21 protein-coding genes and 1 pseudogene are annotated in these 20,595 nt (G+C 35.2%); 11 read left to right on the top strand and 11 right to left on the bottom strand.

Annotated elements, in window-relative coordinates:
- Positions 1–12: 12 nt before the first annotated feature.
- Positions 13–1,488: a nitrate reductase subunit beta gene (narH, locus tag AC3WTA_RS04750; RefSeq protein WP_000692675.1), complete on the bottom strand. Its 1,476-nt coding sequence runs from the start codon at positions 1,486–1,488 to the stop codon at positions 13–15.
- Complete coding sequence (locus tag AC3WTA_RS04755) at positions 1,478–5,161, bottom strand: nitrate reductase subunit alpha (RefSeq protein ID WP_492332833.1); 3,684 nt, start codon at positions 5,159–5,161, stop codon at positions 1,478–1,480. The genes narH and AC3WTA_RS04755 overlap by 11 nt, the downstream gene beginning before the upstream one ends.
- Positions 5,162–5,637: 476 nt before the next feature.
- On the opposite strand from AC3WTA_RS04755, the gene AC3WTA_RS04760 reads away from it, so the two are divergent.
- From AC3WTA_RS04760 to AC3WTA_RS04780, 5 genes are all read left to right on the top strand, one after another.
- On the top strand, positions 5,638–6,138 hold the full coding sequence (locus tag AC3WTA_RS04760) for a hypothetical protein (protein ID WP_000599747.1): 501 nt from the start codon (positions 5,638–5,640) through the stop codon (positions 6,136–6,138).
- 117 nt (positions 6,139–6,255) lie between these two features.
- Positions 6,256–6,600 (top strand): hypothetical protein, encoded by a 345-nt coding sequence (locus tag AC3WTA_RS04765; RefSeq protein WP_000877038.1) that lies wholly within the window; start codon positions 6,256–6,258, stop codon positions 6,598–6,600.
- Between the two features lie 395 nt (positions 6,601–6,995).
- Complete coding sequence (locus AC3WTA_RS04770; protein ID WP_000553990.1) at positions 6,996–7,958, top strand: AAA family ATPase; 963 nt, start codon at positions 6,996–6,998, stop codon at positions 7,956–7,958.
- Complete coding sequence (locus AC3WTA_RS04775) at positions 7,958–9,172, top strand: DUF58 domain-containing protein (protein WP_000821905.1); 1,215 nt, start codon at positions 7,958–7,960, stop codon at positions 9,170–9,172. The genes AC3WTA_RS04770 and AC3WTA_RS04775 overlap by 1 nt, the downstream gene beginning before the upstream one ends.
- The gene (locus AC3WTA_RS04780; protein WP_002096668.1) at positions 9,169–11,397 is read left to right on the top strand and encodes a transglutaminase TgpA family protein; all 2,229 of its coding nucleotides are present in this window, start codon (positions 9,169–9,171) and stop codon (positions 11,395–11,397) included. The genes AC3WTA_RS04775 and AC3WTA_RS04780 overlap by 4 nt, the downstream gene beginning before the upstream one ends.
- A gap of 83 nt (positions 11,398–11,480) precedes the next feature.
- Here AC3WTA_RS04780 and bsaA read toward each other — a convergent pair whose 3' ends face one another.
- A complete protein-coding gene (bsaA, locus tag AC3WTA_RS04785) occupies positions 11,481–11,963 on the bottom strand; it encodes a glutathione peroxidase (protein ID WP_000158179.1) in 483 nt (160 codons plus the stop codon).
- A gap of 223 nt (positions 11,964–12,186) precedes the next feature.
- On the opposite strand from bsaA, the gene AC3WTA_RS04790 reads away from it, so the two are divergent.
- The 4 genes from AC3WTA_RS04790 (at position 12,187) to AC3WTA_RS04805 (ending at position 14,537) form a co-directional block, all read left to right on the top strand.
- A complete protein-coding gene (locus AC3WTA_RS04790; protein WP_000844986.1) occupies positions 12,187–12,396 on the top strand; it encodes a DUF3925 domain-containing protein in 210 nt (69 codons plus the stop codon).
- Positions 12,397–12,492: 96 nt separating this feature from the next.
- Positions 12,493–13,464: an MBL fold metallo-hydrolase gene (locus AC3WTA_RS04795; protein ID WP_000754992.1), complete on the top strand. Its 972-nt coding sequence runs from the start codon at positions 12,493–12,495 to the stop codon at positions 13,462–13,464.
- A gap of 85 nt (positions 13,465–13,549) precedes the next feature.
- A complete protein-coding gene (locus AC3WTA_RS04800) occupies positions 13,550–13,984 on the top strand; it encodes a hypothetical protein (RefSeq protein ID WP_001174532.1) in 435 nt (144 codons plus the stop codon).
- Positions 13,985–14,294: 310 nt separating this feature from the next.
- Positions 14,295–14,537: a hypothetical protein gene (locus tag AC3WTA_RS04805; RefSeq protein WP_000766029.1), complete on the top strand. Its 243-nt coding sequence runs from the start codon at positions 14,295–14,297 to the stop codon at positions 14,535–14,537.
- A gap of 54 nt (positions 14,538–14,591) precedes the next feature.
- Here the strand turns inward: AC3WTA_RS04805 and AC3WTA_RS04810 are convergent, their stop codons facing one another.
- Positions 14,592–15,272 (bottom strand): DUF3600 domain-containing protein, encoded by a 681-nt coding sequence (locus tag AC3WTA_RS04810; protein ID WP_000050694.1) that lies wholly within the window; start codon positions 15,270–15,272, stop codon positions 14,592–14,594.
- Positions 15,269–15,847 carry a sigma-70 family RNA polymerase sigma factor gene (locus AC3WTA_RS04815; protein ID WP_000651110.1) on the bottom strand — a complete coding sequence of 193 codons (579 nt, stop codon included), beginning with the start codon at positions 15,845–15,847 and terminating at the stop codon, positions 15,269–15,271. The genes AC3WTA_RS04810 and AC3WTA_RS04815 overlap by 4 nt, the downstream gene beginning before the upstream one ends.
- Positions 15,848–16,053: 206 nt before the next feature.
- On the opposite strand from AC3WTA_RS04815, the gene AC3WTA_RS04820 reads away from it, so the two are divergent.
- On the top strand, positions 16,054–17,040 hold the full coding sequence (locus tag AC3WTA_RS04820; protein WP_000644660.1) for a quinone oxidoreductase family protein: 987 nt from the start codon (positions 16,054–16,056) through the stop codon (positions 17,038–17,040).
- A 29-nt stretch (positions 17,041–17,069) separates the two neighbouring features.
- The gene (locus tag AC3WTA_RS04825; RefSeq protein WP_000535607.1) at positions 17,070–17,708 is read left to right on the top strand and encodes a zinc dependent phospholipase C family protein; all 639 of its coding nucleotides are present in this window, start codon (positions 17,070–17,072) and stop codon (positions 17,706–17,708) included.
- Between the two features lie 44 nt (positions 17,709–17,752).
- Here the strand turns inward: AC3WTA_RS04825 and AC3WTA_RS04830 are convergent, their stop codons facing one another.
- The 6 genes and pseudogenes from AC3WTA_RS04830 to AC3WTA_RS04855 all read right to left on the bottom strand — a co-directional run bounded on the left by AC3WTA_RS04830 (position 17,753) and on the right by AC3WTA_RS04855 (position 20,184).
- The gene (locus AC3WTA_RS04830; RefSeq protein ID WP_000581455.1) at positions 17,753–18,136 is read right to left on the bottom strand and encodes a VOC family protein; all 384 of its coding nucleotides are present in this window, start codon (positions 18,134–18,136) and stop codon (positions 17,753–17,755) included.
- Between the two features lie 221 nt (positions 18,137–18,357).
- Positions 18,358–18,625 (bottom strand): annotated as a pseudogene (locus tag AC3WTA_RS04835) (zinc ribbon domain-containing protein); the annotation flags it as partial.
- Positions 18,626–18,665: 40 nt separating this feature from the next.
- A complete protein-coding gene (locus AC3WTA_RS04840) occupies positions 18,666–18,971 on the bottom strand; it encodes a hypothetical protein (protein ID WP_000836245.1) in 306 nt (101 codons plus the stop codon).
- 93 nt (positions 18,972–19,064) lie between these two features.
- On the bottom strand, positions 19,065–19,457 hold the full coding sequence (locus tag AC3WTA_RS04845) for an immunity 50 family protein (protein WP_000566971.1): 393 nt from the start codon (positions 19,455–19,457) through the stop codon (positions 19,065–19,067).
- A gap of 98 nt (positions 19,458–19,555) precedes the next feature.
- Complete coding sequence (locus tag AC3WTA_RS04850) at positions 19,556–19,627, bottom strand: hypothetical protein (RefSeq protein ID WP_478209787.1); 72 nt, start codon at positions 19,625–19,627, stop codon at positions 19,556–19,558.
- A gap of 59 nt (positions 19,628–19,686) precedes the next feature.
- On the bottom strand, positions 19,687–20,184 hold the full coding sequence (locus AC3WTA_RS04855) for a hypothetical protein (RefSeq protein ID WP_000640276.1): 498 nt from the start codon (positions 20,182–20,184) through the stop codon (positions 19,687–19,689).
- Positions 20,185–20,595: the final 411 nt, after the last annotated feature.

A 20,595-nucleotide genomic window follows, 5' to 3' on the forward strand; every position in this document is an offset into this window, starting at 1 on the left:
CGCCCCCATTATTTAAGAAATTGTCGTGCAAGAGCCTGGGCCACCTGTGAAAGATAAACCACAGCTTCCTTGTTCGTTATATAAATCTGCAACTTGCTCGCGGTGAGATGTCGGGATGACGAAGCGATCTTTATATTTCGCGATAGCAAGAAGACGATACATATCTTCTACATCCTGTTTCGTTAAGCCAAGTTCTTTTAATACCGATTCATTTGGTTCTTTATTAATTTGCAATGCTCTCATATGTGTTCGCATAACAGCCATTTTTTTCAATGTAAGTCGAATATGTGATTCATCTCCTGCAGTGAGTAAATTTGCTAAATATTGAATTGGAATACGCATATTATCAATAGTAGGGAAAATCTCTTCTGCTTGCCAGTTACTACCTTTCCCCTCCACCATGTTCATAATTGGGCTAAGCGGCGGGATATACCAAACCATTGGCATTGTACGATACTCTGGATGAAGAGGTAGAGCGATTTTCCAATCGATAATCATTTTATAGATTGGTGACTGTTGTGCCGCTTTAATCCATTCTTCAGGAATCCCTTGTTTTTTCGCTTCAGCTGCTACTTCTGGATCATTTGGATCGAGGAAAACAGTAAGCTGAGATTCATATAAATCTTTTTCATCTTCAACAGACGCCGCTTCTTTTACTTTGTCAGCGTCATATAGCATTACCCCAATATATCGAATACGTCCTACACATGTTTCCGAACAAATTGTTGGCATACCCGCTTCAATACGCGGGAAGCACATTGTGCATTTTTCAGCTTTATTTGTTTGCCAGTTAAAATACACTTTTTTATACGGACAAGAAGATACGCAAAATCTCCAAGCACGACATGCATTTTGATCTACAAGGACAATCCCATCTTCTTCACGTTTATACATCGCACCCGATGGACACGAAGATACACAAGATGGATTCATACAGTGTTCGCATATGCGCGGTAAATACATCATAAAGACATTTTCAAAATCCGTTTTAATTTCTTCTTCCATTTTCTTTACGTTCGGGTCTTGCAATCCTGTTATATGTCCGCCAGCTAAATCATCTTCCCAGTTTGGACCCCATTCAATTTTGTCGATAAATTCACCTGTAATTGCTGATTTCGGACGAGCAACTGGCTGATGCTTACGCTGTGGACTATTTGTTAACGTTTCATAATCATAGTTCCAAGGTTCAAAGTAATCATCAATTGTTGGTTGATCTGGATTGTGGAAAATATTCATAAGGCGCTTCATTTTTGAACCGGATTTCAGTTGAATTTCACCATTTTTCAATTCCCAGCCGCCTTTATATTTCTCCTGATCTTCCCATTGCTTCGGATAACCAATTCCCGGTTTCGTTTCTACGTTATTGAAGTACATATATTCAGCACCTGGACGATTTGTCCAGGTGTTTTTGCACGTTACACTACAAGTATGGCAGCCGATGCATTTATCTAGGTTCATTACCATTCCGACTTGTGCTTTAATCTTCAAGCCAATCTACCTCCTTCAGTTTGCGAATTACAACGTTTAAGTCACGCTGGTTCCCTGTTGGACCATAATAGTTAAATCCGTAGCTTAATTGGCCATATCCACCAATCATATGTGTCGGTTTCACATGAATACGGGTTGGACTATTATGCGTTCCTCCGCGGGTGCTTGTTAATTTCGTACCAGGCACGTTAATGTGACGATCTTGTGCATGGTGCATAAATGCCATTCCCCTTGGTATACGGTGCGTTACAACAGCACGTGCTACAACAACTCCGTTACGGTTAAAGCACTCAATCCAATCATTATCTGCAACGCCAGCTTCTGCAGCGTCCTCTTTATTCATCCAAACAGTTGGACCACCTCTAAATAGCGTTAACATCGGTAATGAATCGAAATACATACTATGAATTGACCACTTATTATGTGGTGTTAAATAGTTTAAAGTAATTTCTTTCCCTTCTACTTCAGGCCGTGATTTACGGAACGGCTTATGTTGCAGAATTGGTTTAAATGTTGCCATCGTTTCACCAAATTCTTTCATCATGTCATGATCTAAATAGAAAGATTGTCGACCAGTTATCGTTCTCCAAGGAATGAGACGTTCTACATTTGTAGTAAATGGTGAATAACGGCGTCCACCTTTTTCTGAACCTGTAAATGCTGGAGAAGTAATTACTGTTTTCGGCTGCGCTGTAATTTGTTCGAATGTGAAGCATTCTTCTTCACGTTCTTCTGCTAAATCACGTAGTTTTAAATCCGTTTGTTTTTCAAGTGCTTCCCATGCTTTTACAGCCATATGACCGTTTGTTGTAGAAGAAAGTGTTAATACCGCTTCAGCAGCATTAATTGCTTCTTTTATGTCTGGGCAACCTTTCGCAATAGAATCCGTTCGAACGACTCCTAATCGGCTCTTTAATTGCTCATATTCTTTTTCCGCAGACCAAGAAATCCCTTTCGTACCAATTGGCTGTTTTCCGGTATTTGGTCCTAGCGCAGTCATTTTGTCATAAATCGTTTTATAATCCCTTTCGACAACATGAATTTGTGGCATCGTTTTACCTGGGATCGGTTCACACTCACCTTTGCTCCAATCTTTAATCTTGCCAAGTGGTTGCGCTAATTCTTGTGGTGTATCGTGAAGAAGTGGTGTTGCAACAACTTCTTTCATTGGTTCAAGATCTATTTTCTTCGCTAAATCAGACACAGCTTTAGAAAGAGAAGTGAAAATGTCCCAGTCAGAGCGTGCTTCCCACGGTGAACCGATTGCTGGATTAAATGGATGTACAAATGGATGCATATCTGTACTACTTAAATCATGCTTTTCATACCAAGTTGAAGCAGGTAAGACGATATCAGAATAAAGCGCTGTTCCAGCCATACGGAAATCTAAATTAATGAGTAAATCTAACTTCCCTTCTGGTGCTTCTTCATGCCACTTAATTTCTTCTGGTCGTAACGAATCACTATCGTCATTCATTAATCCGTTCGTTGTACCTAATAAATGTTTTAAGAAATATTCGTGTCCTTTACCAGAACTTGAAATTAAGTTTGCACGCCATACGAATAAGTTGCGCGGGAAGTTATTTTTATTATCAGGATCTTCAATCGCAAATTTCAGTTCTTTATCTTTTAATTTTTGTGCAACGTATTTTCCGATTTCTTCTTGCGTTGTTGCACCAGAAGCAACAGCTTCTTTATATAATTCAATCCCATTTTTCTCGAATGTCGGATACGAAGGTAACCAGCCAAGTCGCGCTGCTAATACGTTGTAATCACCGTGATGTTGATAACGAGAGTTGCCTTCCACTGGTGATGCTAAATGTCCAACTGGTGTATCTTCATAGCGCCATTGATCTGTTACGAAATAGAAGAAAGATGTACCGTTTTGTAATTTTGGTGGCCCTTGCCAATCTTTTGCCATCGTGATTGTTTGCCATCCTTCTGCTGGTCTTAATTTTTCTTGACCAACATAATGCGCCCAACCACCGCCGTTTACACCTTGTGCCCCAACGAGAAGAACAAGATTTAAAACGGCGCGATAAATCGTATCAGAGTTAAACCAATGGTTAATACCCGCTCCGACAATAATCATTGAGCGACCATTCGTATCAACAGCATTTTGTGCGAACTCACGAGCGATTTGAATAATAAGCTCACGTTTTACTCCTGTCATTTTCTCTTGCCATGCAGGTGTAAACGGTACGTCATCATTGAAGTCTTTCGGCTCTTGCCCGCCAAGCCCTCGGTTCACACCATAATTTGCTAACGTTAAATCGTATACAGTTGTAACGAACACTTCTCCTTCTTCTGTCATAACTTTTTTCACTGGAATTGTACGTTCTAATATTGTATTTCCATCATCAGAGAAGTACGGAATTTGTACAGTTTGAACACTATCCTCCATTCCAAGTAAAGAAAGACGTGGATCAATCTTTTCACCTGTTTCTTCGTCTTCTAAACGTAAGTTCCATTTCTTTTCGTTATCCCAACGTGACCCCATTGTGCCGTGAGGTGTTGCAAAATCATTCGTATTCTCGTTCCAAAGTACAGGTTTCCATTCTCCTAACTTCGTTTCACGTCCAACATCAGAAGCGTTTAAGAAACGATCAGCAACGTATTGATCTCCTTTTTGTTTCAATGTGACGAAGAAAGGAAAATCAGTATATTGTTTCGCATACTTTGTGAAGTATTCCACTTGATTATCTACGTAAAATTCTTGTAAGATCACGTGCCCCATTGCCATCGCAAGTGCACCGTCTGTACCTTGTTTCACACTAATCCAGTCGTCCGCAAACTTTGTTGACTCAGCGAAGTCAGGACTTACAGAAACGACTTTCGTTCCTTTATATCGAACCTCTGCTAAAAAGTGAGCATCTGGTGTTCTCGTCATCGGTACATTTGAACCCCATGTCATAATGTATCCGGAGTTATACCAGTCACTACTCTCTGGTACATCTGTTTGATCGCCCCAAATTTGCGGAGAAGCTGGTGGTAAATCTGCGTACCAATCATAGAAGCTAAGCATCGGTCCACCCATAAGTTGCATAAAGCGGCTACCCGCTGCATGACTTAACATCGACATAGCTGGAATTGGTGAGAAACCAACATTTCGATCTGGACCGTATTTCATTACTGTGTATAGTAAAGAAGCTGAAACGAGTTGTAACACTTCATTCCAATTCGCACGAATGAATCCCCCTTTACCACGCGCCTGCTTATACGTACGTGCCTTCTCAGGGTTTTCCACAATGCTTTTCCAAGCGTCTAATGGTGACTCGTTATTTTGTAATTCTTCTTGCCACATATTCCAAAGAACACCACGTACATACGGATATTTCACACGAAGTGGACTGTAAATATACCAAGAAAAACTTGCTCCACGTGGGCATCCTCGTGGTTCAAAATCAGGCATATCAGGACCTGTAGTCGGATAGTTAAGCTCCTGCCCTTCCCAAGTTACAATTCCATCCTTCACATATATATTCCAACTACATGAACCAGTACAGTTCACGCCGTGTGTAGAACGAATTACTTTATCATGCTGCCAACGCTTTCTGTACACATTCTCCCATTCGCGATCTTCATATGTTTCTTGTGTATGATTATCGTTATAACGATCTATTGGTGAAAAATATTTTAAACGTCTCATTAGTGCTGAAGGTTTCTTCTTCATACTGTTCACTCCTTTAATACGTCTCTCTTACATACCCTTACTATAAGAGAGGTTGTAAAATACAGATGTGACATTTCGCACAGTTCAAGAGATTGTCAAAAATTACGGAACAAATATAAAAAAGTGAAAATCTAATCATTGTGGAGGGTTCACATCCTTCAATAACTGTTAAATTACTTCCTTACTTCTAGCAAAGTTTAAGATGAAGTACAGATTATAATGAGCGTGCAAAAAATTTCTTATATAATAGAGGAAATAATTTAGGAATAGTTAAATTTGATATGCCTAAATCGTTAGATGAGCTTATAAATGAAAATACAATACTTTCAATCCACCATACTAAGGGTAAATATCCTGAAAATAGTTGAACAAAAAACGCCAGGAAATCCATATGATTTGCCAGCAACTTGGATTGAATGAAGAGAAGAAAACACCAGAATGGCAGGATATTAAGATAATAATAAAAGGAGTAGATTATGATATTAGAACCGCTTTATGCCGAAAACATTATAGTAGCCGTCATATATAAAAATGAGTTTAGATGGTATGTAACAGATAAAGAACTATGGTTTTTAGATTATAATAAATTAGATCAAGCATATAAAAATATAGGTATAAGCATTGAAGATAATGATGAAACGGAAGAAAGAAATGGAATAAAAGTATTAGATCATGAAAATGTAGAAGTATTTTTAGTAAGGATTAATCAATATAAAACAACTAAAGAAGAATTAAATTATTTACTACTTGAAAATATTAAAAGGAAGAATGCAGGAGAAGATCTATTAGATTATAGTCCAGTCTTATTAATTAACTTTGATAATAAAATACTATATTCAATGTTTCCAGAACCGGCATCATACGAAAACTATGTTCCAAAAGATTGGATTGGTACATATGAAGATTTCACTGAACTCATACCTACATCAGAGAGATATTGGATAAATAAGTTTAATAATAATCTACTTTTACTATAAATGTAAGTAAGACAAGAGTAATGATTGTATAAGAATTTATTACCTTAATAGAGCTTATGAAATTAATAGAGAAGTAAATAGAATCACTAAAGCCAGAAATAAAGGAGTAAAATAGTCATGAAATATCCATATAGTTTTGAAGTACTTAACAGTAGTGATTTAGTTATGAGACTTCCTCAAGAAATAAAACTTGTTGAAACTTTTTTAGGAATTGAAGTTTCAGCTTTTGGAGATTGGATTTTAGAAGAAATACATAGTGTTTTAAACGGAGAAAAAAATTATGTAGTAGTGAATGGCAACATTTGCGGTTTAGAAATCCGGAACGATATAACTACTGTGTTAGACAATTTAGCCGAAGATGGTAAAGGCGAATATTGTGAGATTGAAACAATGAAATTGGTAGAATTGATTCATATTTGGTTAAATAAACGAAAAGAATATAAAAAAGATAACGGAGTGTAATAATTTAAATAGATGGTCTCTTCATGTGAAGCCGACTTTATTTTATTCATATACATTTTAATCACAAGGCGTATTAATATATGTTCCAAACTTTACGCGTAGGGTTTCCTACGCTATTTATTTTGCTCATTGAGGTCAATCTTTCCTGTCCTTCCCCTCTTCTACTTTTACCGACGATACTATTCTATATCAAAACGTATTTCACATAAAACGAGAAATCATTATTTACCATATTGCCCTTAGTTACGGAAACAATTATACTAGATGTAATCAGAATAAATAATCTGAATATTCTTAGAATTAAAGATAAAATCTTTAATTCCCGCAATTAGATGGATACATACTATTTTCCACTAAATAGATTAGCAAACGATAATAACATTAGGAGGATTACGATGCACCAGCTTGATTCATTACATCCCATTATAGAAAAAATAATTAACAATATTGAAAAGTTAATGGTCGGAAAACGAAAAGAAACGATCTTAGCTTTGACAGCGCTCTTAGCTGAAGGTCATGTACTATTAGAAGATGTGCCTGGCGTTGGGAAAACAATGTTAGTACGTGCTCTTTCTAAATCCATTGATGCTGATTACAAGCGCATTCAATTTACACCTGATTTACTGCCGTCAGATGTAACAGGAGTTTCTATTTATAATCCGAAAGAGCTCCAATTTGAGTTCAAGCCTGGACCAATCATGGGGAATTTTATACTTGCTGATGAAATTAATCGTACATCTCCAAAAACACAATCTGCCTTACTTGAAAGTATGGAAGAAGGCAATATTACAATAGATGGCATGACAAGACCGTTACCAAAACCGTTCTTTGTAATGGCTACACAAAATCCGGTCGAATATGAGGGAACATATCCTTTGCCAGAAGCACAGCTCGATCGTTTCTTATTGAAACTAAAAATGGGATATCCTACACCAGAAGAAGAGTTTGAAATTTTAAACAGGATGGAAAAAACAAATCCCCTCTCCCATTTACAAGCTATTACAACAATAGAAGAATTACTTTATTTACAACAGAGCGTACGGGAAATAAGCATGGACAAAGCAATCAAGCATTACATTGTAAAGCTTGTTAGCCAGACTCGTTCTTATAGTTCTATACAGCTTGGTGCAAGTCCACGTGGCTCGATTGCTTTAATGAAAGCTTCACAAGCTTATGCATTTATCCATGGTAGAAATTATGTTATTCCAGACGATGTTAAATTTTTAGCCCCCTACGTGTTAGCTCACAGACTCATTCTAAAAATGGAGGCAAAATTTGAAGGAATTACAGGAGAACAAGTTATCGCAAAAATAGTTGCGCGAACTACCGTACCTACTCAAAGGAAGATGAACCTTTGATGAAACGGATACTACGAGCACTCTATCATTTTACTAAGTTATCACTCATTCCGTTATGCCTAGTCTTAACATTTGTATACGCTATGCTTCAAGGAGGATTTGTAAGTTGGTTTTTGTTTTACAGTATGATTCCTATTGGCCTTTATTCACTACTGCTTCCCTTCTATGCTTTACGGAACGCCGAGGTAAAACGAACAACAAATCAAGACGAATATGTAGCAGGAGAACCCTTTTTAAGTACGATTACACTAAAAAGAAGTTTTCCTTTTCCCTTACTGTATTTAATTATAGAAGATGTGCTGCCATCACAATTTACAAATTGTAAACAAACGAAGATGAATAAAGTAATACTCTTTCCAGGATTGAAACGAAATATTTCGTTTCAATATGCAATTGACACAATACCTAGAGGAGAGCACACTTTTTCAAGCGTACGTGTCAAAACTGGTGATTTATTCGGTATGATGGAGAAAGAAGTAACTTTTTCAGTTCCAGATACATTTTTAGTCTACCCTCAGTATGTAGATATAACATATCGACAAATGGAAAATCATTTCGAACAAGGAGCACTTTCAGCAAATATAAATTTAGTAAAAGACTCTACCATTTCTGTCGGTGTGAGAGACTATAAACCTGGTGACCGCTTTTCATGGATTGATTGGAAAGCAACTGCACGAACAAACAACATTATGACGAAAGAGTTTGAACAACAGCGCAGCCATAATATTATGATATTCATGGACAGAACCCCATCCCCTCTATTCGAATCAGTCGTCACATTTACTGCCTCTATTGTCAGGTCTGTCTTGAAGCAAAATTCACCGGCGTCATTCGTATCTGTCGGAAAAGAACGAACTTTTTTCCCTTTAGACAATGGAGATAGTCAGTTACATCAAATCTTTTGTCATTTAGCGAAGGTACAAGCAGATAGTGTATTCCCACTCTCCCGGAGTGTAGAAATGGAATTAAGAAAAATTTATGAGCCCGTCACGATTATACTCGTGACAAGCGATCTTTCTCCCGATATTCAAAAGGCGGCTGACTTTGCTGCTATAAAAAATAGAAGATTAATGGTGTTTGTCGTAAAAGAAAAAGCAAATCAACTCTCACACCGAGAACTCAGTATTCTAGAAACTCTACAAAAACGAAAAATATTTGTAAATGTGGTTTATGGAAACCAGTATACAAACGTGTTTTTTGAGGTGAGCAAATGATAACATTACAGGTAAAAAAACAATTGGATATGACTAGATTTTTCATGCATGCATGCGCATTTCTACTTTTACTAGAATGGCTAAGGCCCCTTATAGGTATTACAAACGTAGGTAGATTAGATATTTTCATAATATTTATAGGGATTTGCTTCACGCTCTCTTTTTTTCAAACAAGGTGGCAGATTCCAATAAAGATCGTCACAATTTTATTCATCATTCATTTCCTATATTATAAAAACACTTTTATAAATCCATCTTGGCTAATGAAATTTTTTACTGATATTTCTCGAAATGCCTCCTTGTTATTTCAGGGGAATTTGCAAGATGTTTCTCCAGTTTTTCCAACACTTTTATTTTTTTTATCCTTTTGGTTTTTGAGTGCTTTCATCTCTTTTTGGATGATTCATAAAAAACGTGGGCTGTTATTTCTTATATTGACTATTATTTATATCACCGTTTTTCATAACTTACATTTATATCATGCAAACTACGCTATTATTCGTACTGTTGTCATCGGCTTTTTTATGCTTAGTCTTCTCCGCATAGAACGAATAAAAGAGATGGAACACTTTCAAAATTATGCTAGAGAAATCTCAAAATTACTTAAATCTCTTACAATATTTATTGTATTTTCAGCAACTATCGCATACTTTGCTCCAAAATTTGGTCCTCAATGGCCAAACCCAATGGATTTTTTAAAATTCAACACATCCGAAGCAAGTAAGAAGCAAGAAGTTTCTAAAATTGGGTATGGTTTAGATGACTCGAGATTAGGTGGTCCTTTTAAGGCTGATCCTACAATTGTTTTCACAGCACAAACGCAAAACAAACAATATTGGAGAGTCGAAACGAAAGATTTTTATACAGGAAAAGGCTGGGAAGTTTCTGAAAATCAAAAAAAGATTTCTTTTAAAAGTAAAAACGACGTCGTGAGCTGGTACGAACAAAATACAAAAACGGAGACAACAAAGGCAACAATCAACATGCAAAAAAGTTATCCTCACCTTACCTATCCAGCAGGGTTAATCTCAGTTGAGGCTTCCTCAGATGTATCATACAGCGTTGACCCATTTTCTGAAAAAATCTATACGATGGACGGAGGTTCTTCTACTACTTTACATTCATATAAAGTAACATATGGGGTCCCGGAGTTTTCCATAGAAAACTTGAAAGCTGTAAAAACGAATGAAGGTCAAGAAACAAATCCTTATTTCATGACAAAGTACACGCAACTTCCCGAATCATTACCGCAGCGAGTAAGAGACTTAGCTATTAATCTAACAAATGATAAAAACAACCGATATGATAAAGTATTAGCTATTGAAAATTACTTCACCGACCATTCTTTCGTATATGAAACAATGAATGTGTTGTTCCCTGCCAAAAATCAAGATTATGTTGATCAATTCCTTTTTGATACAAAAAGCGGCTACTGTAATAATTTTTCGACATCTATGATCGTGTTACTTCGTTCTGCTGGGATTCCTGCTCGATGGGTAAAAGGTTATACAGAAGGAACTCTTGATAACACACTAGTTGGTGCAGAAGGTGAGGATGTATATAAAATCGCGAACGATAACGCACACTCTTGGGTCGAAGTATATTTCCCAGGATACGGATGGATTCCATTCGAACCAACAAAAGGATTTACCAATCCCTATAATTTCACAAATAATACTCCTGCTCCTACTACACAAAATAGCGAAGAAACTAATTCTCAAAATGCGCAAATGCACCAAAGAAACAATGAAGCAAAGCTCAAAAGTTTAATTGAAGATACAGAAGACGCTCCTACTAAAAAGCTTACAAATTCTAAAAATGGACTTTCTTGGTGGTACGTATTCCTCTCTACGATACCAATTAGTATCATCGGATACATTCTCTTCACCACTAGAATGAAATGGATTACATTTTTTATTATTCTTTTCTACAAATACCGAAAAGATGATGCTGTTTATAGCAAAGCTTACGGTGCACTTTTAAAACAATTTGGCAGAATTGGTATACCGCGAGGGGAAAGTCAAACATTCCGAGAATATGCTCTCCACATTGATACACTTTACAACTCGGCTCATATGCAACAACTTACTTTCAGTTATGAGAACGCTATGTATCAAAAGGGACAGGCCGCAGCAGAATGGAAGAAATCCGTACACATATGGGAAATTCTTATGAAAAAAGCAGCCTCTCCGCCTAAATCAAATGACTTCCATTCAGCGATTTAATCTTGATAATGTGAGTTGAAAGAAAACGCCTCAAAGAACTACATTGTTCTTTGAGGCGTTTTTTAATAAAGTGAAACTTCTAGTTATTCTCCAAGTACCTTCTCAATCTCAACCTCTAAATCCACCGGCTTCGTCTGCGGCGCAAAACGCCCTACTACTTTCCCGTCTTTTCCAATTAAAAACTTCGTAAAGTTCCATTTCACTGCTTTCATACCGAGTAAACCTGGTGCTTGTTCTGTCATGTATGTATACAGGGGATGAGCCTTATCACCTTTCACATCAATCTTTGCAAACATCGGGAAATTCACACCATAGTTTAATTCACAAAAACTAGTAATATCTGCTTCTGTACCTGGTTCTTGTCCTCCGAATTGGTTACAAGGGAAACCGAGTATTTCTAGTCCTTGGTCTTTATATTTATCATATACTTCTTGTAATCCTTTATATTGTGGTGTAAAACCACATTTGCTAGCTACATTTACAATAAGAAGTGCTTTTCCTTCGTAATCTTTTAACGATTTATCTTCTCCTGTTATCGTTTTAGCTGAAAAATCATAAATTGTCATTGTCCTGCCCCTCTCTTCACTATCATTCCATGTTTATACTATACTACATTCGTGAATATACAGCTCTTTTTACGTACTTATAAGCTGAAATGATAGCGCTTTGTTTTTGTTCGAAAATTCGACACAGACTACTAGACTTTTATGATGGAAAGTTTTACAATTGAAATGTGAACAAAATGTGACAGTTTATATTCCATTATAAAAGAAAAGGATGGTGTCCATTATGAAAACTGCACAACATGAAACGATTTCAAATCGCGAGTTTTATTTCGTACTATATATGATGTTATTGTATGTTACTGGCTGGGTAATCGATGTAAATGGTTTATTCTTAAGCTCCTACTTTAATTTAGCAGGAGAGATTATGCTTCCATTAGTTGGCGGCATTGTTGGGCTGTTTGTTATGTCTATCAATAAAGAACAAACGAAATAATAACACTTTAAAAGGGCAGAAGACGAGCTTTCGTTTTCTGCCTTTTTTCTATTTTAGCGTATAATAGAAACATGCAGTAAATAAGGAGTGGTAATGATGAAAAAAGTAGAGCAATTATCTTCTCACCTATATCTTATTGATGATTTTGATTTACAACATAATGAACGAACTGGTACGTACGTTTTATTAGGTGACGATATTACTTTAATTGAAACTTGTGCAGCCCCTTCTCTTCCGTATATTTTAGACGGCTTACAACAATTACATATTGATTTAAACGAAGTTAAAAACATTATCGTTACACATGTTCATTTAGATCACGCCGGGGCTGCTGGTTTAATGATGGAAAAGTGTCCAAATGCTACTTTATATGTGCATTCTCGCGGTGCTCGTCATATGATTGATCCAACAAAACTCATTTTAGGCGCAAAAGCTGTATACAAAGAAGATTTCGATAAACTATTTGATCCAATTCTTCCTATAGAAGAAGAACGTGTTCATATTGTACAAAATGGTGATACATTACAGATTGCAAAAGACCGCATCCTGACGTTTTATGATACACCGGGACATGCTAAGCACCATATTAGCATTCACGATTCATTAACAAATGGCATTTTTACTGGCGATACAATAGGAATTTACTATAGAGAACTCGCAGACCTTGGTGTAGAACTATATTTACCATCAACGTCCCCTTCACAATTCCAACCAGATGCGATGATTGCTTCTAAGAATCACATTCAAAGTATGAATGTAGATACTATTTATTTCGGTCATTACGGTGCATCATCCAATGTTACAGAAGTATATAACCAGCTTGAACATTGGTTACCTATTTTCGTTCATACTGGTAAAGAGGTCTTTGAACAGTATAATGATTTCGATGAAGCGACTAAAGCTTTACAAACTATATTAATGGATAAGATCTCTTCTCACCTCACAAAGTTAAACGTTCCATCAGATCATTCCGTTTATAACATTTTACATCTAGATATAGAAATTAGTGCGATGGGCATTATAGATTATTTCACGAAGCAAGAAAAAGCAAACCCCACTATTAAATAACCGTAAAAGAAGAGATATACAACAGTAGTTATTGTATATCTCTTTTTTCTTTGAATATATTTTGAGTAAAGGATGGTGGAATGCAATGCAAAAAGTAATGCTATACCTCTGCTTTACATTATTTATCGTCTTATTATTATTTGTCGGAGTGAAAATTCAATTTTATTTAGATACAGATGCGCAGGTGAATTTTAACGTTTATCCAAGATTATTCTACTTTACACTCTTCCCTCTTATAGTTGGCATTTTATTACGATTTCTTCAATCCATTAATCGCGAAACAAGTAAACAAAACTGGCGCTTTCAACCGGATAAATTTATCGCTATTACTGTGCCTACGCTATTCATTTCCTTTTCTCCAGCTCTACTCTTTTCACCAGTTGGTGCGTACCTACCTTATTTAGCAAATATTATTCTTATAAATACAACTTTTGTTACGATAATTAGTTTAATAGCTGGTTATTCCCTTTTAGATTGTTTTATACAAAAAGATAAGGAGCATAGTAAGGAATATAACTAAGTGATTTCCCACTTTTATTTTATTAAGCAAATCAAGATAATTATGCCCTGACTTGTATGCAAAAGAACTTAATGTTCAATTTTTAAGTGTCGTTGGTTATGGTAGTTTATTTATAAGTGCAATACTCCTTGTAAGAGTTGCTATACATACGGTAAGGAAATTTATGTAATAACAAAACGAGTATGAAATCGCATAGATTTTATACTCGTTTTTTATTGTTCATATTTTTAATCGGTAATAGGAAATTTATGTTAAACTTAAGAAAGTCGTGCACTAAGTCAAAATACATTTCAAACAAGGGAGACTTATTATGAAATTAGGTACTTTCTCGTTTCTAACGTTTCTCGCAAGTATATGTTCTTTCTTTATTTTAAGAGGACCTCATGCAAATTTAACTTTAATTATTGCGATTCTCAGTATACTTTCATTACTCGGAATTATTTTTGCGATCGCATCAAAAAATTGGTTATTCGGAATAGTTGGTACAGCATTAAATGCAGTAATATTAGTATTTGTATATTTCTTATTGCTAGCAAAAGGAATAGGTGGTTAATATGTTTACGTTTCAATAAGAAAACCTCACAGCTTAGGCTATGAGCTTTTTTATTTATCGTACCTTTTCATCTACATACTCCATAAACTGCTCTGCTTTCATAAATCTTTCTTTGTACGCCTCAGGTATATCTTCTACTTTTATTCCACCAGTTGATTTAGTCTTCACTCGTACTATTTCATGTGTCATTAAAGCTTCCATATAGCGATCAAACTCTTCTTGTGTTAATACTTCTTTACTAGATTTATGACCATTTAATTTATCAAAGTATGGTTGAAGGCTCATACTTAAATTTTTCATTTCTTCTCTTTTTCCTAGTGATAATTGATCATAATCAATATTACCGTTCGAATCCCCGTACTCAAGTTTTGCATTTGTTAATTTCTTCAGTTCTGTTGTAAACTCTTCATATTCCTTCGCACCCATTTCATCTTTCGCTTCTGATAATTTTGCATTAAAACGCATATACGCTTCTAATGTCATTGCTCCAGCATGTTTTTTTAAATTCTCAAAAGATCCGTATATACCATCCGCCATAATAGATTGGTAAGCAAAACCAGTCGTTGGGATTAAAAATACTGCTGCAAGCACTCCTGCAATAAGTCGCTTCTTCCTTTTGTTACCCCTGCGATTCATTTTAATCTGAACAATTACTTTTTCTTTTAACTCCGGCGGGGCAACAATCCCCTTCGCTTCTTCTTGTATAGATTCTCTAACTCTACAATCTAAGCTCATTTCACATTCCCTACCTCTCCTAAAAAGATTTCTTCTATTTGTTCTTTTTGGCGTAGTTTCTTTAATGCCGCATGAATTCTAGACTTAACTGTACCGATTGGAATATGTAATATTTGTGCTACTTCTTCTTGAGAGTAATCGTGTAAGTATCTTAAGATAATAACTTGTTTCAATTTATACGGTAACTTATGAATGAGTTCGATTAATTTTTGATTTGATATTTTACTTACAACATCGTTAGAAAAATCAATTTGTACTGGTTTTCTTTGCTCTTCTGCTTTTTTTACAATTCGCAGTCGCATCCATCTCTTTCTTCTATAAGAATGAATTTGTTTAATTGCAAGTCCAATTAGCCAAGGACGAAATGGCTTCTCGACATCATATTTACGAAGCGATTCATATAGTTGTATGTATATTTCCTGAACGATATCATCTACATCCGTTTTATCTTCTATTAAAAAATGTGCTGTTTTATATACTTCTTGAATCGTTTTATCGTACAATTCGCTATATGCTTCTTTATTGCCTGATAAAGTTAATTGGATTAAATCTGAATACAATGTTTCATCCTTCATGTACCTTCCCTCCCTTGTCATACACTATATATTGGCAAGTAATTGATGTTTCGTTCGATTTTTTCAAACATTTTTTATATAAATTAATATAATGATTCAATGAGTTCATAAGCTTCACTTATAACCTTGCATAACTATTATATAATTTTCCAATTTCTAATGAAGACTTAAAATGATTTATATAGTTAAATTTAGGAGGATATATGATGAAAGCTATCGTTGTAACGTCGTTCGGTGGTCCTGAAGTGATGCAATATACAGATGTGGATATACCGGTTATTTCAGAAGATCAAGTTTTAATTCGTGTTGTTGCTACTAGTGTAAATTTCGCCGATATTAAATCACGATATGGAAAAAAAGGAAATAAAGCACTACCTTTTATTCCAGGTATAGATGCCGCTGGTATTGTAGAACGTGTCGGTTCTCATGTGAAAAATATTTATCCTGGACAACGTGTCATTGCTTTTCCTCAAAATGGATCTTACGCTGAATACGTTGTTTCAAATGAAAATCTTACTTTCGTATTACCTGATGAAGTTGACTTTCAAATTGCAGCTGCTTGTCCGATCGTATCTTTTACAAGTTATAATTTACTCGCAAATGTTGCACGACTTCAACAAGGCGAATCAGTACTCATTCATGCGGCTGCTGGTGGAATTGGTACTACAGCGATTCAACTTGCAAAACGATTAGGGGCTGGAACCGTTATCGGTACTGTCGGAAATGAAGCGAAAAGTAAAATCGCTTTAGACGCTGGAGCTGATTATGTTATATGTCATCAAGATGTAGATTTTGTAGAGAAAGTCAATGAGCTGACAAATGGTGAAGGGGTTGATGTAATTTTAGATTCTATTTCTGGAACGGTTTCGGAAAGAAGTTTAAAATGTCTTGCTTATTACGGTCGCCTCGTTCATTTCGGTAATGCAAGCGGTGAAATTGGTAACTTTCAAACGAAAGATTTACACGCAAGTTGCCGCTCTATACTCGGTTTTAGCTTTGGTACTACACGAAAAAAACGTCCTGAACTACTCCAAGAAACTGCAAATGAAGTTTTCCGTTATTTACGTGATGGCCGTCTGAAAATGAAAGCTGCGAAATCTTTTCCACTTCAAGATGCAGGGAAAGCACATGAATGGGTCGAAAGTAGAAAAAGTACAGGGAAAGTAATACTAACTGTTCAGTCCCCTTCCTGAAATGAATACTTGAAACCGAGGTGTCATTCATGGGATCACGAATTATGCATGCTATTATCGCTAACAGGATTGCCGAAAAACTAAATATCCAAGATAAAACTTCTTTCATACTTGGAGGCGTAGCCCCCGATGCTGTGCATTCAAAGATAGAAAAAGTCACCTCACATTTTTACGCTGGCTCAACAAAAGACTATACGAGACGAATTGATTATGAATCATTTATTCATAAATATAAAGATTATATGGAGTCCCCTTTTCTCCTAGGCTATTGCACCCACCTCATTGCCGATGATAATTGGCTAAGCGGCTTTTTTCTACCTTGGCTTAAAAACAGAATCGAAAATGACGAAACTATCGCGCCTATGTACTACAACGACTTTAAATTATTGAACGCAAAATTACTTTATCATTACGATAAAGAACAACGGCTCTTCTCTCTTCTCAATCAAGAGGCTCACATTATAGATATTGAAGAGGTTTCTAAAGAAAACGTTTTAGCTTTTCGAAAGTATCTTTTTGAAGATATGTTGTATCCAAAGCAACATTTACATGAAGACTTACAAGTATTTACGTTTAATCAAATCATTGGTTATATTGAGACAGCTATTAAAAAAGGCGTATTTTATATTAATCAACTCTCTAATGAAAAATCCACTTCAAACATGTAATCCCCCTCAATATATTTGAGGGGGATTTTCACATAGCAATATTATTATTTGTTCTTTTCCATAACCGCAAAATAATTGCCTTCACTATCAGCAAAGTTAAACACTTTACCAGAAGGCATAGTTACCATTTCGCCAACAGTAACATTTTTATTTTTTAAATCTGTATATAGTTGATCAAGATTTTCTGAGAAGAACATTAGGGACGGTGTACCAAGATTTAATTCTGGGCTCATCTTAGAAATAACTTCTTTATTATGTAATATAATGCTCGTTTCTGCACCGCTATTCGGAGCAATTTCAATCCATCTCATTCCTTGCTTGTTATCTTCCTCTGCAACTACATGAAACCCTACCTTTTCCGTCCAAAAATGTACTGCCTCATCTTGATTATTTACATATAACATAATTTGTCCGACTTTATGAATCATTGTTTTTCCCCCTAATGGTTTTAATATTCTATGTAGGTTTCTACAGGTACTATTATTATTCCTTTTTTCATTCAGTTGAATACTTGTAAATCGCTAGTTAGTGAACTGTGAACTACCCACCACTTAGTATCTCTTACGTGCTTACCCGGAAGTGGAGGCTTCTCGGTTCATCGTTACTTTTGATAGCTAACCCCTTGTTCCAAAGGTCATTTTGTTACTATTTATGCCAACGCTAAGAAGCTTATGGCTTCTTTTTTGATATTGATAGCTGCGTTATAATCACGACTGATTGTGAGTCCACATAATGGCATTTCTTTTTTATTTTCACAACGACTACACATCTTTGTAGAAGGAAACCATTTATCTATTTTTACAAGCTGTTTACCTTGTTCTTGTAGCTTATATGCTAAAAAAGGGCGTGAGCATCCGCCAACCGTTATCCGCTACACTCTTACCAAATCTAAGTACTCGTGACATTCCTTTCATATTGTATTTAATAAATCATGGTAATGTTTAAGGTCGATTATGGCTATAACTCTATATAAGCTTTTTCCCCACCTGGAATCTTAAATTTCTTTACATCATATTCTTTAATTATATATTTCTTTATCGCTTCAAAATCTTTACCAAAAGCAAGAATTGGATTTTTTGAGAAATATATTATTTCTTCCTCGTCATAAATTCGGGCTTTGATTACTTCTTTGTCAGAGTGAAACGATAAATTGACTCCTTTGTAAAAATATTCATAGTATCCCTCTTCATCCTGTTCACTCTTATCTTCAAAAGGAACAGATTCAATATGATATATAGTTCCATTTACATTTATTGATTTCATACAACACTACTCCTTTTTAAGAATATCCATCAGAACGTAAAGTGATAATAAAGTTGTTTAAATGTTGTTCAACTAAAACACCCGTTAGTTCACTTAAGGTAATCCTATTAAACCTGGAGTAACTCCTTCTATTCTTGCCCAGTCAAATAAAGTTTCAACTATCATTTGATTCTTACATTTAATTTTTAATAAACTGCCTTCTGAAGTCGTACTTATTTCAAAATGCTCAATGATATTTTCTGTTCCTAAACTTTCTATTGTTAAATTACGAATAGTAAAGAAAGAGATTTCTACATAAATTACATCCCACTTATTCCAGCGTTTAGGTTTATATTCAACGTTTTCTTTTGTCATCAATTGGATAACTAAGGTAGGGCCATCCCTTTTAAGACACACTTCTAATAACTCTGCGTCTTCAAATTTTGGTATTTTTCCAAAAATGCTAATTAACGCCTGGGGATTTAAAATTTTTAATTGATCAATCATTTTTATACTCCCTATTTATTATTCCTCTTCTCAAAATAATAATGTTTCTCCATCCCATCTACTTGTCCCATTCTTGTATTGTACTCAGGTCTTTCATTTTAATGAGTTGGTTGATCTCCAATGCCACGTTTCCCGAAGATATGACCGGCTAAATGATCTAGAATTATAATTTTTTATCCATCGACTTCATATGTGAATTCCTGGGTCATAATAGGCTGTTTTTTATCGTTTAGTATCCATTTTTTGAAGAGTCAATGGGCTTTATGTCGCAACACTCAAAATGAATTTCATAATATTCTTCCTCAGAAAATATTTGTACAATTTGTCCCGTGCCCTTATCAGCAATTGTAAATTCGTTAGTTTCAGAAATGTCCCAAAGCTCCTCAATAAATTTTGTGAAGTTCAATATCCTAACATTTGCCCATATCGGTTCTAAACAATTAGGAACTAATATAAAATATTCTGTTATATGATTTGAAAAATTTAAAGAAGCTAAAGAATTTTCAATCCATAAAATATACTTACTTTTAACATTACCAATTGGAATACAAAACTTTGGTTTAGAGTCAACCTTACGAAACTTTTTCAATGGTATATCGAATAGTTCTATCCATGCAGAATCGGGATTTTCAAATTCAATAAATTTTAAATTTGAAAATAGGCTAATGATTTTTTCAGCACTAATTAATGCCTTCTTCCTACGAATCCTATCATTTTGATATATCATAATCTATACGCCTCTCATTTATTATAATAAGTATGATGATCGTTATTAAGCCTGAAATGTTCAAATATCTTTTCTTCATAAAAATCCTGTCTTTTTTCAAGACAATTATGGATGGTATCTTCCTTTCACGAGCTGTTGTAGACCCACTCTGTATTCCACGTTCAATAATATTTTTTCATAATAATTCAATTCTATCTTAAGGTCAGGGAAGGTTTTCGGCATTCTCGTTCGCCAGGGGTTCGCAAAATCTGTGTAATATTTAAAACTTCGATTCTAAAACACCACGTTTTATGGGGGAGAGATAAATCCCTTTAAATATATTTGCATTACTTCGGATATGTCCACTTTATTCTACTGATAGTTCTCTATGGAAAACAACTATAAAATATGGAGTAATTAAATTTAAGTGAA

The organism is Bacillus sp. EB106-07-01-XG149 (genome assembly GCF_058791555.1).

Coding starts and splice junctions, on each gene's coding strand:
- AC3WTA_RS04755 (WP_492332833.1), bottom strand. CDS start 5,161: ATGAAGAAGAAACCTTCAGCACTAATGAGACGTTTAAAATATTTTTCA.
- AC3WTA_RS04760 (WP_000599747.1), top strand. CDS start 5,638: ATGATATTAGAACCGCTTTATGCCGAAAACATTATAGTAGCCGTCATA.
- AC3WTA_RS04765 (WP_000877038.1), top strand. CDS start 6,256: ATGAAATATCCATATAGTTTTGAAGTACTTAACAGTAGTGATTTAGTT.
- AC3WTA_RS04770 (WP_000553990.1), top strand. CDS start 6,996: ATGCACCAGCTTGATTCATTACATCCCATTATAGAAAAAATAATTAAC.
- AC3WTA_RS04775 (WP_000821905.1), top strand. CDS start 7,958: ATGAAACGGATACTACGAGCACTCTATCATTTTACTAAGTTATCACTC.
- AC3WTA_RS04780 (WP_002096668.1), top strand. CDS start 9,169: ATGATAACATTACAGGTAAAAAAACAATTGGATATGACTAGATTTTTC.
- bsaA (WP_000158179.1), bottom strand. CDS start 11,963: ATGACAATTTATGATTTTTCAGCTAAAACGATAACAGGAGAAGATAAA.
- AC3WTA_RS04790 (WP_000844986.1), top strand. CDS start 12,187: ATGAAAACTGCACAACATGAAACGATTTCAAATCGCGAGTTTTATTTC.
- AC3WTA_RS04795 (WP_000754992.1), top strand. CDS start 12,493: ATGAAAAAAGTAGAGCAATTATCTTCTCACCTATATCTTATTGATGAT.
- AC3WTA_RS04800 (WP_001174532.1), top strand. CDS start 13,550: ATGCAAAAAGTAATGCTATACCTCTGCTTTACATTATTTATCGTCTTA.
- AC3WTA_RS04805 (WP_000766029.1), top strand. CDS start 14,295: ATGAAATTAGGTACTTTCTCGTTTCTAACGTTTCTCGCAAGTATATGT.
- AC3WTA_RS04810 (WP_000050694.1), bottom strand. CDS start 15,272: ATGAGCTTAGATTGTAGAGTTAGAGAATCTATACAAGAAGAAGCGAAG.
- AC3WTA_RS04815 (WP_000651110.1), bottom strand. CDS start 15,847: ATGAAGGATGAAACATTGTATTCAGATTTAATCCAATTAACTTTATCA.
- AC3WTA_RS04820 (WP_000644660.1), top strand. CDS start 16,054: ATGAAAGCTATCGTTGTAACGTCGTTCGGTGGTCCTGAAGTGATGCAA.
- AC3WTA_RS04825 (WP_000535607.1), top strand. CDS start 17,070: ATGGGATCACGAATTATGCATGCTATTATCGCTAACAGGATTGCCGAA.
- AC3WTA_RS04830 (WP_000581455.1), bottom strand. CDS start 18,136: ATGATTCATAAAGTCGGACAAATTATGTTATATGTAAATAATCAAGAT.
- AC3WTA_RS04840 (WP_000836245.1), bottom strand. CDS start 18,971: ATGAAATCAATAAATGTAAATGGAACTATATATCATATTGAATCTGTT.
- AC3WTA_RS04845 (WP_000566971.1), bottom strand. CDS start 19,457: ATGATTGATCAATTAAAAATTTTAAATCCCCAGGCGTTAATTAGCATT.
- AC3WTA_RS04855 (WP_000640276.1), bottom strand. CDS start 20,184: ATGATATATCAAAATGATAGGATTCGTAGGAAGAAGGCATTAATTAGT.